The 16562-nt window shown below is 58.7% G+C and carries 15 protein-coding genes and 2 tRNA genes; 1 reads left to right on the top strand and 16 read right to left on the bottom strand.

The window, feature by feature from the left end:
* Positions 1-396: 396 nt before the first annotated feature.
* From pnp to rlmE, 15 genes are all read right to left on the bottom strand, one after another.
* Positions 397-2502 carry a polyribonucleotide nucleotidyltransferase gene (gene pnp, locus NVV94_RS03865; protein WP_258445928.1) on the bottom strand — a complete coding sequence of 702 codons (2106 nt, stop codon included), beginning with the start codon at positions 2500-2502 and terminating at the stop codon, positions 397-399.
* A 252-nt stretch (positions 2503-2754) separates the two neighbouring features.
* Positions 2755-3024, bottom strand: coding sequence for a 30S ribosomal protein S15 (rpsO, locus tag NVV94_RS03860; RefSeq protein WP_258445927.1), 270 nt, complete (start codon positions 3022-3024; stop codon positions 2755-2757).
* A gap of 139 nt (positions 3025-3163) precedes the next feature.
* Entirely contained in the window at positions 3164-4081 is a 918-nt protein-coding gene (gene truB, locus NVV94_RS03855; protein ID WP_258445926.1) for a tRNA pseudouridine(55) synthase TruB, read from the bottom strand.
* Positions 4082-4084: 3 nt separating this feature from the next.
* The gene (gene rbfA, locus NVV94_RS03850) at positions 4085-4486 is read right to left on the bottom strand and encodes a 30S ribosome-binding factor RbfA (protein ID WP_258445925.1); all 402 of its coding nucleotides are present in this window, start codon (positions 4484-4486) and stop codon (positions 4085-4087) included.
* Between the two features lie 122 nt (positions 4487-4608).
* Positions 4609-7113, bottom strand: coding sequence for a translation initiation factor IF-2 (gene infB, locus NVV94_RS03845; protein ID WP_258445924.1), 2505 nt, complete (start codon positions 7111-7113; stop codon positions 4609-4611).
* Between the two features lie 27 nt (positions 7114-7140).
* The gene (gene nusA, locus NVV94_RS03840) at positions 7141-8622 is read right to left on the bottom strand and encodes a transcription termination factor NusA (protein ID WP_258445923.1); all 1482 of its coding nucleotides are present in this window, start codon (positions 8620-8622) and stop codon (positions 7141-7143) included.
* A gap of 59 nt (positions 8623-8681) precedes the next feature.
* The gene (gene rimP / locus NVV94_RS03835) at positions 8682-9140 is read right to left on the bottom strand and encodes a ribosome maturation factor RimP (protein WP_166364506.1); all 459 of its coding nucleotides are present in this window, start codon (positions 9138-9140) and stop codon (positions 8682-8684) included.
* Between the two features lie 141 nt (positions 9141-9281).
* Positions 9282-9358, bottom strand: a tRNA-Met gene (locus NVV94_RS03830).
* Between the two features lie 95 nt (positions 9359-9453).
* Positions 9454-9539: transfer RNA gene (locus NVV94_RS03825), tRNA-Leu, on the bottom strand.
* 36 nt (positions 9540-9575) lie between these two features.
* Positions 9576-9959, bottom strand: coding sequence for a preprotein translocase subunit SecG (secG, locus tag NVV94_RS03820; RefSeq protein ID WP_258447615.1), 384 nt, complete (start codon positions 9957-9959; stop codon positions 9576-9578).
* Between the two features lie 4 nt (positions 9960-9963).
* The gene (gene tpiA / locus NVV94_RS03815; protein ID WP_258445922.1) at positions 9964-10719 is read right to left on the bottom strand and encodes a triose-phosphate isomerase; all 756 of its coding nucleotides are present in this window, start codon (positions 10717-10719) and stop codon (positions 9964-9966) included.
* Between the two features lie 66 nt (positions 10720-10785).
* On the bottom strand, positions 10786-12123 hold the full coding sequence (gene glmM / locus NVV94_RS03810) for a phosphoglucosamine mutase (RefSeq protein WP_258445920.1): 1338 nt from the start codon (positions 12121-12123) through the stop codon (positions 10786-10788).
* A 16-nt stretch (positions 12124-12139) separates the two neighbouring features.
* On the bottom strand, positions 12140-12991 hold the full coding sequence (gene folP, locus NVV94_RS03805; protein ID WP_258445919.1) for a dihydropteroate synthase: 852 nt from the start codon (positions 12989-12991) through the stop codon (positions 12140-12142).
* An 8-nt stretch (positions 12992-12999) separates the two neighbouring features.
* Entirely contained in the window at positions 13000-14907 is a 1908-nt protein-coding gene (ftsH, locus tag NVV94_RS03800; RefSeq protein ID WP_258447614.1) for an ATP-dependent zinc metalloprotease FtsH, read from the bottom strand.
* A 210-nt stretch (positions 14908-15117) separates the two neighbouring features.
* Positions 15118-15741: a 23S rRNA (uridine(2552)-2'-O)-methyltransferase RlmE gene (gene rlmE, locus NVV94_RS03795; RefSeq protein WP_258445918.1), complete on the bottom strand. Its 624-nt coding sequence runs from the start codon at positions 15739-15741 to the stop codon at positions 15118-15120.
* A gap of 100 nt (positions 15742-15841) precedes the next feature.
* Here rlmE and yhbY point away from each other — a divergent pair, with 100 nt between their 5' ends.
* The gene (gene yhbY / locus NVV94_RS03790; protein ID WP_258445917.1) at positions 15842-16150 is read left to right on the top strand and encodes a ribosome assembly RNA-binding protein YhbY; all 309 of its coding nucleotides are present in this window, start codon (positions 15842-15844) and stop codon (positions 16148-16150) included.
* A gap of 12 nt (positions 16151-16162) precedes the next feature.
* Here yhbY and NVV94_RS03785 read toward each other — a convergent pair whose 3' ends face one another.
* The gene (locus NVV94_RS03785) at positions 16163-16558 is read right to left on the bottom strand and encodes an MFS transporter (RefSeq protein ID WP_258445916.1); all 396 of its coding nucleotides are present in this window, start codon (positions 16556-16558) and stop codon (positions 16163-16165) included.
* Between the last annotated feature and the right edge of the window lie 4 nt (positions 16559-16562).

Here is a 16562-nt window from a genome sequence, read left to right as displayed (position 1 = left end):
TTCGTCAAAAAAAAGACTACTACGGCCTCTGCTGACTTCTCGCTCCGGCTCGCGCCGTCGCCCTTTCAGGCATGAGGCGAGATCTCCCCAGGTAAGAACGCAATCCTTCACCACACAACCGCCGGATTTACGCTGCCTGATCTTTGACCACAAGAGCTTCGCGGTTTTGTGCCCGCTCACCCTGATCGGCTTCGCCTTTTATCCGGTTCTTGTACATCGGCTCATGGCTTCGATTCACGCTTCCTCCCCACACTCGGTCACCCTCATGCAGTTGCGCTTCACTTCGTTCGCTGTGGTCAGCTCACGGCGGGACTTTCACCCACAAGATTGCGCCCATGCTGGGCGCACACAAAAAAAGGACTCCGAAGAGTCCTCTTTTTCAGCAAGCTTCAGTGATCAAACACCCGAAGCCTTGGCTGCAGCCACATCCTTGATGGACAGCTTGATACGGCCGCGGTTGTCCACGTCCAGTACCAGCACTTCCACTTCCTGGCCTTCTTTCAGGATGTCGGTCACTTTCTCTACGCGCTGATCGCTCAGCATCGAGATGTGAACCAGACCGTCCTTGCCCGGCAGGATGTTGACGAAAGCACCGAAGTCCACGATGCGCTCGACCTTACCGACATAGATCTTGCCGATTTCAGCCTCTGCAGTGATACCCAGCACGCGCTGACGAGCAGCTTCTGCAGCTTCCTTGGTTTCACCGAAGATCTTGATCGAGCCGTCGTCTTCGATATCGATCGAAGCCTTGGTTTCTTCGCAGATGGCGCGGATGGTGGCGCCGCCTTTACCGATGACGTCACGGATCTTGTCGGTGTCGATCTTCATCGCGATCATGGTCGGAGCGTTTTCCGACAGTTCGCTACGGGACTGACCAATGATCTGGTTCATCTGACCGAGGATGTTCAGGCGCGCTTCCAAGGCTTGGCCCAGAGCGATCTCCATGATTTCTTCGGTGATGCCCTTGATCTTGATGTCCATCTGCAGCGCGGTGACGCCCTTGGCGGTACCGGCTACCTTGAAGTCCATGTCGCCCAGGTGGTCTTCGTCACCCAGAATGTCGGTCAGGACAGCGAACTTCTCGCCTTCTTTAACCAGACCCATGGCGATACCGGCAACTGGCGCCTTCATCGGCACACCAGCGTCCATCAGAGCCAGGGAAGCACCACAAACCGAAGCCATGGAGCTCGAACCGTTGGACTCGGTGATTTCCGATACCACGCGGATGGTGTACGGGAACACGTCGGCAGCAGGCAGCATGGCCTGAACCGAACGACGGGCCAGACGGCCGTGACCGATTTCGCGACGGCCAGCACCGCCCATGCGACCACACTCGCCCACCGAGAACGGAGGGAAGTTGTAGTGCAGCATGAAGGGGTCTTTTTTCTCGCCTTCCAGAGTGTCCAGCAGCTGTGCGTCACGGGCAGTACCCAGGGTCGCGACTACCAGAGCCTGAGTTTCGCCACGGGTGAACAGTGCCGAACCGTGGGTTTTTGGCAGAACGCCGACTTCGATGTTCAGCGGACGTACAGTGCGGGTGTCACGGCCATCGATACGCGGCTTGCCGTTAACGATGTTTTCGCGAACGGTGCGGTATTCGATTTCGCCAAACGCGGCTTTGACGTCGCTGGAAGATGGCTGGCCTTCTTCGCCCGACAGCTTGGCAACAACCTGGTCACGCAGCTCGCCCAGGCGGGCATAACGGTCGGCCTTGACGGTGATGGTGTAAGCCTGGGAGATCGCCTCGCCGAACTCGGCACGAATAGCGCCCAGCAGGTCGGTGGCTTCGGCCGCAGGAGCCCAGTCCCAGGTTGGCTTGGCAGCTTCGGCGGCCAGCTCTTTGACAGCCTGGATAACAGCCTGGAATTCGTCGTGGGCGAACAGTACGGCGCCCAGCATCTGGTCTTCGGTCAGCTCTTTGGCTTCCGATTCAACCATCAATACAGCTTCCGAAGTACCGGCAACGACCATGTCCAGGCTGGACGCGGCCAGCTGCTCGTAAGTCGGGTTCAGCAGGTAGCCGGTGCTTTCATGGAAAGCAACGCGCGCAGCGCCGATCGGGCCGTCGAAAGGAATGCCGGAGATCGCCAGGGCAGCCGAGGTACCGATCATCGCAGCGATGTCCGGATCGGTTTTCTTGCTGGTGGAAACGACGGTGCAGACGACCTGCACTTCGTTCATGAAGCCTTCAGGGAACAGCGGGCGGATCGGACGGTCGATCAGACGCGAGGTCAGGGTTTCTTTCTCGGAAGGACGGCCTTCACGCTTGAAGAAACCGCCAGGGATCTTGCCGGCAGCGTAGGTTTTTTCCTGGTAGTGCACAGACAGAGGGAAGAAGCCCTTGCCTGGATCAGCCTGCTTGGCGCCGACCACAGTCACCAGCACGGTGACGTCGTTGTCGACGGTGACCAATACGGCGCCGGAGGCTTGACGAGCAATACGGCCCGTCTCGAGGGTGACGGTCGATTGACCGAACTGGAATTTCTTGATTACCGGGTTCACGGTTTCCTACCTTCTTTAGTGGCTCTGGGGGAACTGGTTTCTTGCGAAATTCTTGGGCAGACAGGGGATTCGGCCCCTTTGACCGTCCAGATAAAACTTGAGGCTGGAAGCCTGCCCTGCTTTGGCGCAAAAGCGCTCAAGCACGACAGACAACCAACCTCATAGATACGCGCGGGATGCTCATCGACCCTGGCGCCAGGCGCCAGAGTCGACGAATGCAGCACGCCGCGCACACCACTGGCCAGGGCGCTATTAGCGACGCAGACCCAGGCGACCGATCAGGGCGCTGTAACGAGTGGTGTCCTTACCTTTCAGGTAGTCCAGCAGCTTGCGACGCTGGTTTACCATGCGGATCAGACCACGACGGGAGTGGTGATCCTTACCGTTGGCCTTGAAGTGACCTTGCAGCTTGTTGATGTTGGCGGTCAGCAGTGCAACTTGCACTTCTGGCGAACCAGTGTCACCAACGGCTTGCTGGTAGTCGCTAACGATCTGAGCTTTTTCTTCAACGCTGAGTGCCATGTGGGCTTCTCCAATCAAGGGAACCGAATGAACGGTTTCCAATAGGCCAGGGATAGTTCCCTGTATTTAAAAGTGAGGAGTGACCGTGCCTACTAACAGCCATCCTCTTTCCCTGTGGTGGTGACACCGCAGGGTTCGGTCATTCAGACCGAATCAAGCGACGTGGCGCGATGCGCCCGTCTTCGCTCACTTCACCGATACCGATGAAACGACCATTGTGATCCTGCACCCGCACCATGCCAAACTTCGGCGCGTCCGGGGCTCTTACCGGTTGTCCGTGCAGCCAGTAGAACGCACTGTGCTCGGAGAACTGGAGCAGTGGCCAATCCTGCAGACCGCTGTCCGAGGGCATCAAAAACTGATCGACCGCCTCAAAGCCACCTTCTGCGTGGACGCGTTCAAGCTCTTCGAGCGTGACCGTCTGGGCCAACGTGAAAGGGCCGGCATGGGTACGGCGCAATTGCGCAACGTAAGCACCGCAACCCAATTGCTCGCCGATATCTTCGACCAGCGTACGGATGTAGGTGCCTTTCGAGCAGCCTACCGACAGCCGTGCGCGAGTTTCCTCGCAGTCGAGCAATTCCAAGCGGTCAATAGTAACAGAACGCGCTTCGCGCTCCACTACTTCACCTGCACGTGCAAGCTTGTAAAGTGGCTGTCCGTCACGCTTGAGCGCCGAGTACATTGGCGGTATCTGGCTGATTTGACCACGAAAGCGTGGCAAGACAGCTTCGATATCCTCACGACCAACGGTCACCTCGCGGGTCAGCAAAACCTCACCTTCGGCATCCGCCGTGGTGGTGGTCATGCCCAGCTGCATGACGGTCTCGTAGCCCTTGTCGGAATCGAGCAGGTACTGAGAGAACTTGGTCGCTTCACCGAAGCACAGCGGCAGCACGCCGGTGGCCAACGGGTCGAGGCTGCCGGTGTGGCCGGCCTTCTCGGCATTGAGCAGCCAGCGAACCTTCTGCAAGGCTGCGTTGGAGGTGAACCCCAACGGCTTGTCGAGCAAGATGATGCCGCTGACGTTACGACGAATACGCTTGACCTGAGCCACCGCTTACACCTCGGCGTCTGGTTTTGAATCAGCGTCCTGATGCTGGCTGTCTTCAGCCACCGCGCGCTCGATCAGTGCCGACAAATGGGCACCGCGAGTCACGCTTTCATCGTAATGGAAGTGCAACTGGGGAACACTGCGCAGCTTCATTTCCTTGCCCAACTGCATGCGCAGGAAACCCGCTGCCGCGTTGAGCACCTTGATGCTCTGCTTGATGTCTTCGGCAGTTTCCTGACCCATCACGGTGATGAACACCTTGGCGTGACCAACGTCACGGCTGACATCCACTGCAGTGATAGTGACCAGGCCTACGCGTGGGTCCTTCACTTCTCGGCGGATCAGTTGCGCCAGTTCGCGTTGCATCTGATCGCCAATGCGCTGGGTACGGCTATATTCTTTTGCCATGTTTATTACCTGTAACTAGAAGCGGCAAACGCCCGGCCAGGCTGGAAGCCGGACCGGGCGTTGCGTTTAGAACCGCACTGGAGTGCCGATATGCATTCCACCAGGTTCCTCGAGCTCGCAAATCAGAGCGTACGAGCCACTTGGACTTTCTCGAAGACTTCGATCTTGTCGCCGACCTTGACGTCGTTGTAGCTCTTCACGCCGATACCGCACTCCATGCCGGCACGTACTTCGGAAGCGTCATCCTTGAAGCGGCGCAGGGATTCCAGCTCGCCTTCGAAGATAACGATGTCTTCACGCAGTACACGGATTGGACGGTTACGGTGCACGACACCTTCGATAACCATGCAACCGGCAATCGCACCGAATTTCGGCGAACGGAACACGTCACGCACTTCGGCGATGCCCAGGATGTTCTCGCGAACGTCGCTGCCGAGCATACCGGTCAGGGCTTTCTTGACGTCTTCAATGATGTCGTAGATCACGTTGTAGTAACGCATATCCAGACCTTCCTGCTCGACGATCTTGCGCGCGCCGGCATCGGCACGCACGTTGAAGCCGAACAGTACTGCATTGGAGGCCAGTGCCAGGTTGGCGTCGCTTTCGGTGATACCACCGACGCCGCCGCCCACTACGCGCACTTGCACTTCCTCGTTGCCCAGGCCGTTCAGAGCGCCCTGCAGAGCTTCCAGCGAGCCACGGACGTCGGATTTGAGGACGATGTTGAGCGTCTTCTTCTCTTCCTGACCCATGCTCTCGAAGATGTTTTCCAGCTTGCCGGCGTGAGCGCGGGCCAGCTTGACTTCGCGGAACTTGCCTTGACGGAACAGAGCCACTTCACGGGCTTTCTTCTCGTCGGCAACCACGCTCATCTCGTCGCCAGCGTCCGGCGTACCGTCCAGGCCCAGGATCTCGACCGGAATGGCCGGACCTGCTTCCTTGATGGTCTTGCCGTTTTCGTCGAGCATGGCGCGAACGCGGCCATAGTTCGAACCGACCAGTACCATGTCGCCCTGGCGCAGGGTACCGTCCTGAACCAGCACGGTGGCAACCGGGCCACGACCCTTGTCCAGGCGCGATTCGACAACGACACCGCGGCCAGGAGCCGACGGCGTGGCGGTCAGTTCGAGAACTTCAGCCTGCAACAGGACGGCTTCGAGCAGTTCGTCGACACCGGTACCCATCTTCGCCGAGACCGGCACGAATGGAGTGTCGCCACCCCACTCTTCGGAGGTCACGCCGTGAACCGACAGTTCGCTGCGGATGCGATCGAGATCGGCGCCCGGCTTGTCGATCTTGTTCACTGCCACGACCAGCGGAACACCGGCGGCCTGAGCGTGCTGAACGGCTTCAACGGTCTGCGGCATCACGCCGTCGTCCGCTGCAACCACCAGGATCACGATGTCGGTCGCCTTGGCACCACGGGCACGCATCGCGGTAAACGCCGCGTGGCCCGGGGTATCGAGGAACGTCACCATGCCACGGTCGGTTTCAACGTGGTACGCACCGATGTGCTGGGTAATGCCGCCGGCTTCGCCAGCCGCTACCTTGGCACGACGGATGTAGTCGAGCAGAGAGGTCTTGCCGTGGTCAACGTGGCCCATTACGGTCACGACCGGCGCACGGGCAACAGCCTCGCCTTCGAACTTCAGGGACTCGGCCAGGGAATCTTCCAGGGCCGTGTCGCTGACCAGGGTCACTTTGTGGCCCAGCTCTTCAGCAACCAGTTGGGCAGTTTCCTGATCCAGTACCTGGTTGATGGTGGCCGGAGTACCCAGCTTGAACATGAACTTGATGACTTCGGCAGCCTTGACCGACATCTGCGCGGCCAAATCGCCGACAGTGATGGTCTCGCCGATCTGTACGTCACGAACCACTGGGCCGGTCGGGCTCTGGAAACCGTGGGCGTTACGTTTTTTCAGCTTGGACTTGCCACGGCCGCCACGACGGAAGCCATCGCTTTCTTCGTCGGTGGTACGCGGAGCCGAACGAGGGGCCGGAACCTTCTCTTTTTCCTTGACCGAAGCACGGTGCGGGGCGTTCTTGCGATCGCCATCACGACGGGCGTCTTCGTTGCGCGGTTTGTCCGGGCGACGTGGCTCGTCTTTCTTGCGATCGGCAACCGGAGCCGGCGCAATGTCGACCACAGGCGCGGCAACGGCCGGAGCCGGTGCTGGAGCCGCGGCCGCGGCCGGTGCCGGTGCAGGCGTCGAAGGCTGGCGACGTGCCTCTTCTTCGGCGCGCACGCGGGCTTCTTCTTCGGCCTTTTGACGGGCTGCATTCTCTGCTGCACGGCGCTCTTCGAGCTCGCGCTTCTGCTCAGCCTGGATTTCTTCCGGGCTGCGCTGAACGAATACTTTCTTCTTGCGTACTTCTACGCTGATGCTTTTGCTGCCAGCAACACGCAGGGTGCTAGTGGTCTTGCGCTGCAAAGTGATCTTGCGCGGTTCTTCCACTTTAGCCTTGTGGCTGCTTTTCAAATGAGCCAGCAGAGCCTGCTTCTCATTGTCGGTCACAACTTGTCCGGCGTCGGTGTGCGGCAGACCTGCCTCACGCATCTGCTGCAACAGGCGCTCTACCGGTGCGGCGACCTCTTTGGCCAATTCTTTCACCGTGACTTGCGTCATGCACTTCTCTCCTCAGGCCGCGCCTACTTACTCGAACCAGTGGGCTCGGGCGGCCATGATCAACTTGCCGGCACGATCATCGTCAATGCCGTCGATGTCGAGCAGATCGTCAATAGACTGCTCGGCCAGGTCTTCGCGGGTAATTACGCCGCGCACCGCCAGTTCCATCGCCAAATCCTTGTCCATACCCTCAAGCGAGAGCAGGTCTTCGGCTGGATGGGCGTCTGCCAGCTTTTCCTCAGTAGCGATGGCTTTAGTCAACAAGCGATCCTTGGCACGAGCGCGAAGCTCGTTGACGATTTCTTCGTCAAAGCCCTCGATGTTGAGCATTTCTTCCAACGGTACGTAGGCAATCTCTTCCAGGCTGGTGAAGCCTTCGTCGACCAACACCTGCGCAAGCTCTTCGTCGACTTCCAGCTCGTCGATGAAGTTGCGCAGGATGTCGCCGGTTTCAGCTTGCTGCTTGGCCTGGATGTCCGATTCGGTCATCACGTTCAGGGTCCAGCCGGTCAACTGGCTGGCCAGACGTACGTTCTGACCGCCGCGACCAATAGCCTGGGCCAGATTGTCCGCGCCGACGGCGATGTCCATTGCATGGGCATCTTCATCAACGATGATTGCCGCCACTTCAGCTGGAGACATGGCGTTGATCACGAACTGCGCAGGGTTGTCGTCCCACAGGACGATATCCACACGCTCGCCACCCAACTCACCGGACACTGCCTGGACGCGCGAACCGCGCATACCGATGCAGGCACCCTGTGGGTCGATGCGCTTGTCCTTGGAGCGAACAGCGATCTTGGCGCGCGAACCCGGGTCACGGGATGCCGCCATCACTTCGATCAGACCTTCAGCAATTTCCGGCACTTCGATGCGGAACAGTTCGATCAGCATTTCTGGCGCAGTACGCGACAGAATCAGCTGAGGTCCGCGGTTCTCGGTGCGGATTTCCTTGAGCAGCGCACGAACACGCACGCCAACCCGGAAAGTTTCGCGAGAAATAATATCTTCACGCGCCAGCAGGGCTTCGGCATTGTTGCCCAGGTCAACGATGACATTGTCACGCGTAACCTTTTTCACCGTGCCGGAAATAATTTCACCCAGGCGCTCGCGATAGGCGTCGACCACTTGAGCGCGTTCCGCTTCGCGGACCTTCTGCACGATGACCTGCTTGGCGGTCTGTGCAGCGATGCGACCAAACTCGATGGAGTCGATCTTGACTTCGACCACATCACCGGCCACTGCGCCAGGTTGTTTCTCCTGGGCCTGGTCAACCGCCAATTCGATGGCCGGGTCGTCCAGATCTTCATCTTCGACCACAGCCCAGCGACGGAAGGTTTCGTAGTTACCAGTGTGGCGATTGATCTCCACACGCAAGTCGACTTCATCTTCAAAACGCTTTTTGGTCGCTGTGGCCAGGGCCACTTCCAGCGCTTCAAAAATCACGCTCGCCGGTACACCCTTTTCGTTGGATACCGACTCAACAACCAGCAGTACTTCTTTGCTCATCGTACGCCTCGCCTTTCGCAAGCCATTGGATCCGCGGGATCCGCAGTATCTGGCACGTCTCAGTCAAAACTGGGAATTATGTTGGCCTTGTCGATCATATCGATCGGCAACAGGAACTCGTGGTCTTCAACCTGCACCACGACATCCTGCTCCTCCACCCCGCGGAGAAGGCCCTGAAAGTTACGTCGACCTTCGAAGGGCGAGCGCAGCTTTATTTTCACTTGTTCGCCGGCATACTTGGCAAACTGTTCAAGCGTGAACAGCGGACGTTCCATGCCAGGAGAGGAAACTTCGAGGGTGTATTCAACGGAGATCGGATCTTCAACATCCAGAACACCGCTGATCTGACGGCTGACGATGGCGCAGTCATCCACCAGCACACCGCCTTCTTTATCGATATAAATACGCAATAGTGAATGGCGACCTTGAGCTGAAAACTCAATACCCCAGCATTCATAGCCAAGGGCCACGACCACCGGGGCCAACAAGGCCTGCAACTGTTCTAGCTTGCTCGACACCTGAACCCCCTCGTGCATGTTTTTGCATGCTGTGTAAATAAAAAAAAATGGGCGAAGCGCCCATCCCTGAAACGCCGTCGAAAGCGGCGCTATAAAGTGTCCAGCTAACAAAAAGCCCCTGAGAAGGGGCTCCGCTAAAACTGGTTGCGGGGGCCGGATTTGAACCGACGACCTTCGGGTTATGAGCCCGACGAGCTACCAGACTGCTCCACCCCGCGACAAAGCTGGGGCGGAAGTATACGACCGATCCCTCTCAGGGTCAATCTAACCTCCACCTACAAGAAAGCCCGCAACAGCGGGCTATCTTGTTAATTGGTACCGAGAAGGGGACTCGAACCCCTACACCCTATGGGCACAACCACCTCAAGGTTGCGTGTCTACCAATTCCACCACCTCGGCAATACTACGTTTGAAACAGTGGCCCTCCTCAGAGGATCACTTTTGCTCTTGGGCCCCTGGGACGTCAGTGGTGTTCACTTCGGTCTTTTGCCCTTCGAGCACCGGCACATCGTCTGCTGCCGGTTTTTGCTTCGGTACTTCCAACACTGCCGGATCTGGTAAACCCACCTGAGTCAGCTCGTGAGCCTTCTCTTTAGCAAAGTAACCTAACCCTAAGCTGGTTATGAAGAAACTGGCGGCAAGTATAGCAGTAAACTTACTAAGAAAGGTAGAGGAACCTTGGCTTCCGAACACAGTATTTGATGCACCTGCTCCGAAAGACGCGCCAGCGTCCGCACCTTTACCCTGCTGCAGCAAAACCAGAGCTACTACGCCCAGCGCACCCAGCAGATGAAAAACGACTACGACTGTTTCCAGCATTTTTTCAGTTTCCCGCGGCGCGACAGATCGCACCGAATTCATCTGCATTCAGGGAAGCTCCACCAATGAGCCCCCCATCGATATCCGGCATGCCGAACAGCTCAGCCGCATTGGCCGCCTTCACGCTGCCGCCGTATAGAAGCCGCACATTCCTGGCGACCTCTGCGTTCTCTGCTGCCAGCTGCGCACGAATGGCAGCGTGTACATCCTGAGCTTGCTGCGGCGTGGCCGTCAGTCCGGTGCCGATGGCCCATACTGGCTCATAAGCAATCACCGCATTGACGAACGCCTCTACCCCCAGCTCCTCCATGATACTGCCAAGCTGACGCCCGACAACCTCAAGAGTCTTGCCTGCCTCGCGTTGCTCCAGGGTTTCCCCTATGCACAACACCGGCTTCAAGCCACAAGCCTGGGCTGCTGCAAACTTGCGGTTGAGCACTTCGTCGCTTTCGCCAATCAACTGACGCCGCTCGGAATGCCCGACCAAAACCAATCCACACCCTGCATCGACCAACTGACTCGGTGCAATCTCACCTGTCAGGGCGCCCTGCATCGGCTCAACCGCGGAGTTCTGGGCTCCGACGGTGATCGCCTTGCCTTGCAAGCCTTCAATCACTTGATTGATAAACAAGCCAGGCGGAAATACCGCAACATCAACACCGCCAGGGAGGGCCAGATTACGTAGGCCCTCGATCAGCTCAGCGACGCTGGCGCGGGTACCGTGCATTTTCCAGTTACCAGCTACCATAGGGCGACGCATGCTGTACCTCGTCGGTCAAAGTGGGCGCAGATGTTACCCAACCAAATCAACGCTGGCAAGCCAAAATCAGGCGCAAACTTCACTTACCAGTTTTGCCAGTGCTTCGGCATGGCCACGGACCACGCTTTCATCGTCACCTTCGACCATGACACGCACCAGCGGCTCTGTTCCGGACTTGCGCAGCAGCACCCGGCCACGGCCCGCCATCGCTGCGGTCACGCGCTCGCAAGCTTCCTTGACCGCCGGATGCTCGACCGGGTCGACCCCGCCGCCGAAGCGAACGTTGATCAGCACCTGCGGACACTTGCGCAAGCCATGACGAGCCTGGGCCAATGTCTCGCCGCGACGCTTGATCGCCAGCAAGACTTGCAGCGCAGCGATGATCGCATCACCGGTGGTGGTGTTCTGCAGACAGAGAATATGCCCTGAGTTCTCGCCGCCGACCTGCCAATCGCGCTCGAGCAGCTCGGCGATCACGTAGCGGTCACCGACCTTGGCCCGCACGAAGGGGATCGACAACTCTTCCAGGGCCAGTTCCAGGCCCAGGTTACTCATCAGCGTACCGACCACCCCACCTTGCAGCTTGCCGCGCTCGTGCAGGTCGCGAGCAATGATGAACAGCAGCTCATCGCCATCGACGATGGCGCCGGTGTGATCGACCATGAGTACACGATCTCCGTCACCATCAAAGGCGATCCCGAGATCGGCATGACCTACCAGAACAGCAGCCTGCAAGGCTTCGATGTGGGTCGAGCCACATTTTTCGTTGATGTTCAGGCCATCGGGCTGGGCCGAGAGCACGGTAACCTCGGCGCCCAGCTCGCGGAATACGCTCGGCGCGACCTTGTAGGTGGCACCGTGCGCGCAGTCGACAACCAGTTTCAGCCCGGCGAAATCGGTACTGGTTGGCACACTGCTCTTGCAGAATTCTATGTAGCGGCCAGCTGCGTCGTTGATGCGCGAGACCTTGCCGAGCTTGCTCGACTCGACCACGGTCATCGGGGTATCGAGCAACTCCTCGATCATCAGCTCGACTTCATCCGGCAGCTTGGTGCCCTGGCCTGAAAAGAACTTGATGCCGTTGTCGTCGTGAGGATTGTGCGAAGCACTGATGACGATCCCCGCCTCGGCGTGAAACGTCCGGGTCAGGTAGGCAATGGCCGGTGTCGGCATAGGCCCCAGCAGCATGACGTCGGCGCCTGCGGCAGACAGCCCGGCCTCCAGGGCGGACTCGAACATATAGCCCGAGATACGCGTGTCCTTGCCGACCAGCACCTTGCAGGCCCCCAGACGGCGAAAGGCCATACCTGCGGCCCAACCCAGCTTGAGCATGAAATCAGGAGTAATCGGGTATTGGCCGACACGACCGCGAATGCCGTCAGTACCAAAATATTTTCTGCTCATAAATGCTCCATCATTCTTATTCGGCTGATTCAACTGCTGTGATCATCCGTACTACATCGACCGTCTCGGCGACATCATGAACGCGAAGAATCTTCGCACCCTTGGTCATTGCCAGGGCCGCAAGTGCCAACCCGCCATACAAGCGCTCGTCTACCGGGCGACCCAGGGCCAGCCCGATCATGCTTTTGCGCGAAACACCCACCAGCAGCGGCCGCCCCAACCCGTGGAGCGCCTCCATATGCTTGAACAAGCTTAGGTTATGGGCCAGCGTCTTGGCGAAGCCGAACCCGGGATCGAGGATGATCCTGTCCGCTTCGATACCAACACTGGCGCACGCGTCCATACGCTCGCGCAAGAAGGTGGCAACCGCTGCAGTCACATTGTCGTACTGCGGGTTGTCCTGCATGTCACCGGGCTCGCCAAGCATGTGCATCAAGCACACCGGCAGGCCAGTCGCGGCCGCCGCATCCAGCGCGCCATCGCGTCGCAGCGAACGGACGTCATTGATCAGGCCGGCACCGAGCCGGGCCGTCTCACGCATGACCGCAGGCGTTGAGGTATCGACCGAAATGATTACATCGAGTTCCCGATGGATCGCCTCGACCAGCGGCGCAACACGCTCCAGCTCTTCGAGTGGAGAAACCACTCGCGCCCCCGGCCGGGTCGACTCACCGCCGACATCGATCAGGGTGGCGCCGGCTGCAACCATGCCTTCGGCATGACGCAAGGCAGCATCGAGCTGGCTGAAGCGACCACCGTCGGAGAAGGAATCAGGCGTGGCGTTAAGGATGCCCATCACATGCGTATGGGCCAAATCAAGAACCCGGTTGCCGCAAGGCAACCGGGTTGGGTACTGCTCAGATGTCATGTCTAACCTTAGAGTTGGGCAGCTGGACCACCGATCGGGGTTTCCGAGCGATCACCCTGTGCAGCCGGTGTACCCGCTGTACCCGAACCACCTTCCCAATCGCGCGGCTCACGCGGAGCCCGGCCCGCCATGATGTCGTCGATCTGCTCGGCGTCGATGGTTTCGTACTTCATCAACGCATCAGCCATTGCATCGAGCTTGTCGCGGTTTTCGGTCAGGATCTGCTTGGCCGTGCCGTAGCACTGGTCAATGATGCTGCGCACTTCCGAGTCGATCAGCCTGGCTGTCTCTGCCGACAGGCTGGCATGCTGCCCCCCCATACTGCGACCCAGGAACACTTCACCTTCTTCTTCGGCATACATCAGCGGGCCGAGCTTTTCGGACAAGCCCCACTTGGTCACCATGTTACGAGCGATCTGGCTGGCCCGCATGATGTCGTTGGAGGCGCCCGTGGTGACACCGTCGAAGCCCAGGGTCATCTCTTCGGCAATCCGACCACCGTACAGCGAGCAGATCTGACTGATCAGCGCACGCTTGGACAGGCTGTAACGATCCTCTTCGGGCAGGAACATGGTCACACCCAGGGCCCGGCCACGCGGAATGATCGACACCTTGTAGACAGGATCATGCTCAGGCACGACGCGACCGACAATGGCGTGACCCGCTTCGTGAAAAGCCGTGTTCCGCTTTTCTTTCTCGGACATGACCATGGTTTTGCGTTCGGCGCCCATCATGATCTTGTCTTTGGCCAGCTCGAACTCTTTCATCTCCACGACGCGCTTGCCGCCACGAGCAGCGAACAGCGACGCTTCGTTGACCAGGTTGGCAAGGTCGGCACCGGAGAAGCCCGGAGTACCGCGCGCGATGACCGCCGGTGCGACGTCGTCACCTACCGGCACTTTGCGCATGTGGACCTTGAGGATCTGTTCACGACCACGGATATCCGGCAGCCCGACCACGACCTGGCGGTCGAAACGGCCCGGACGCAGCAGCGCAGGGTCGAGTACGTCCGGACGGTTGGTTGCGGCGATGACGATGATGCCGTCATTCATCTCGAAACCGTCCATCTCTACCAGCAACTGGTTGAGGGTCTGCTCGCGCTCATCATGACCACCGCCCATGCCAGCACCACGATGGCGACCGACGGCGTCGATTTCATCGATGAAGATGATACATGGCGCGTGTTTCTTGGCCTGTTCGAACATGTCACGAACACGGCTGGCACCGACACCGACGAACATTTCGACGAAATCGGAACCGGAGATGGTGAAGAACGGCACCTTGGCTTCGCCGGCAATGGCCTTGGCTATCAAGGTTTTACCGGTACCCGGAGGACCGACCATCAGCACGCCACGCGGAATACGACCGCCCAGGCGCTGGAACTTGCCCGGATCACGCAGGAACTCGACCAGCTCGCCCACTTCTTCCTTGGCTTCGTCACAGCCGGCCACGTCGGCCAGCGTGGTCTTGACCTGATCTTCGGAAAGCAGACGCGCCTTGCTCTTGCCGAAGCTCATCGGCCCGCCCTTGCCACCGGCGCCGCCCTGCATCTGCCGCATGAAGAACATGAACACGGCGATGATCACCAGGATCGGGAAGCTCGCGACCAGCAGCTGGGTCCAGATGCTCTGTTGTTCAGGCTGCTTGCCTTCGACCACGACATGGTTGTCGACCAGATCGCCGATCAGGCCGTTATCCTGGATCGCCGGGCGAATGGTCTTGAAGCTGTCGCCATCGGTGCGCTTGCCGATGATGACATAGCCATCGACCGCCACGCGCTCAACCTTGCCATCCTTGACCTGCTGAATAAAGTCAGAATAGTTGAGGGTTTGCGGTTCGTTTGGGCTGGAGAAGTTGTTCATCACCGTCACCAGGACAGCCGCAATGATCAGCCACAGGATCAGGTTCTTTGCCATATCGTTCAATTCGCTACCCTCTGAAGCAAGCTACCCGTGCAGCGTGCTTCGCATGATATTCACCGGCTTAACTTACTACATAACCTACACATATGCAGGCGCCGTCTGTAACCCTTTGTGAAACCTAGACTACACGATGTTGGTTTATGTCTGGCAGGCCACGCCATTGAAAAAACTATCGCCGGCCCTGCAAGTCGCCGGCCTGACGCCTTACTGGCCGCGAAATCCACGCCCCAACAGATATTGCTCGCGGGAACGGTCCCGCGAAGAGTCAGGTTTGAGCATCTGGACCTTGTCGAATTTCTGACGAGCGTCCTTGAGGTATACGTCAAACCCTTCGCCCTGGAAAATCTTGATCAGGAAATCACCGCCCGGCTTGAGCACCCTGGTCGCCAGATCGAGAGCCAGCTCACACAAGAACATGGCCTTGGGTATGTCCACGGCGGGCGTACCACTCATATTGGGGGCCATATCGGAAATCACAAGGTCTACGTGCGAATTACCTACCGCCTCGAGGATCTGTGCAAGCACTTCATCCTGGGTGAAATCGCCTTGGATGAAGGCGACATCCGGAATACTGTCCATTTCCAGGATGTCCGAAGCAATCAGGCGGCCCTGACCGCCGATCAGACGGCTAGTCACCTGCGACCAGCCCCCCGGTGCTGCGCCCAGGTCGATAACGCTCATTCCGGGACGAATCAAGCGATACTTTTCCTGGATTTCCAGCAATTTGTAGCTCGCACGCGAGCGATAGCCATCCTTTTGCGCCTTTTTGACGTAAGGATCGTTGAAATGTTCTTTCAGCCAGCCAAGGCTTGTCTTGGAACGCGCCACTGGGCACCTCGATGATAAGGGTCGTGATTAACTGGGCGGATCCACGGGCCCTCGGGTAAAATGGCCGCCATTTTTACAGAATCAGACAAAGGGTCAGATTATGCCGCTCACTAACGAGCAGAAGAAACAGTACAAATCCATTGGCCACGACCTGAAACCGGTTCTGATTGTGGCGGGCAATGGACTGACCGAAGGCGTTCTCGCCGAACTCGAACGCGCCCTGGCTGATCACGAGCTGATCAAGATCAAAATCAGCATGGAAGATCGGGAAGACCGCGCCGCCGCGACTGCCGAGCTGTGCAAGGCCGGTCGCGCGGAGCTGGTACAGACCATCGGCAAGATGGCGCTGATCTACCGCCGCAACCCACAGCCTAACAAGCAGCTGTCGAACATCCATCGCTACAAGTGATGTTGGCTCCGTTCAGTGGCGCGCCAGGCGCGCCCTGCCCGGTACCGGTTGCAACACCAGCAACAGGCCGGTGAGCCCCAGAACCAGATAGCAGAACAGCTGCCAGCGCAACGCTTGCGGCACCCCGGCATACAGCGCGAAGTACGCGACAATGGCCACCATCGCCATCAACAGCAACTGTCCTCGCATGTCCCGCCACAGGCTGGACAATCCTTTGGCCTGAACCAGCACCAGCGCCTGCAGGCCACCGCAGAACGCGGCGAAAGCCACCAGCAACATACTGACCTGCCGTCCGACATCCTCAACCAGCAAGGGTGCCAGGCCAACATACGCCAATGCAGGCAACAAACCGAAGTGCAGGACCCACAGGCCTCCGACCCAGAGTACCTGGGTCAGCTGCCAGATCATCGCG

This window comes from Pseudomonas sp. LS1212, from assembly GCF_024741815.1.
Lineage (GTDB): Bacteria > Pseudomonadota > Gammaproteobacteria > Pseudomonadales > Pseudomonadaceae > Aquipseudomonas.
Note: the sequence above shows the minus strand (reverse complement) of the source record. Positions and strands in the feature narration are given on the sequence as shown.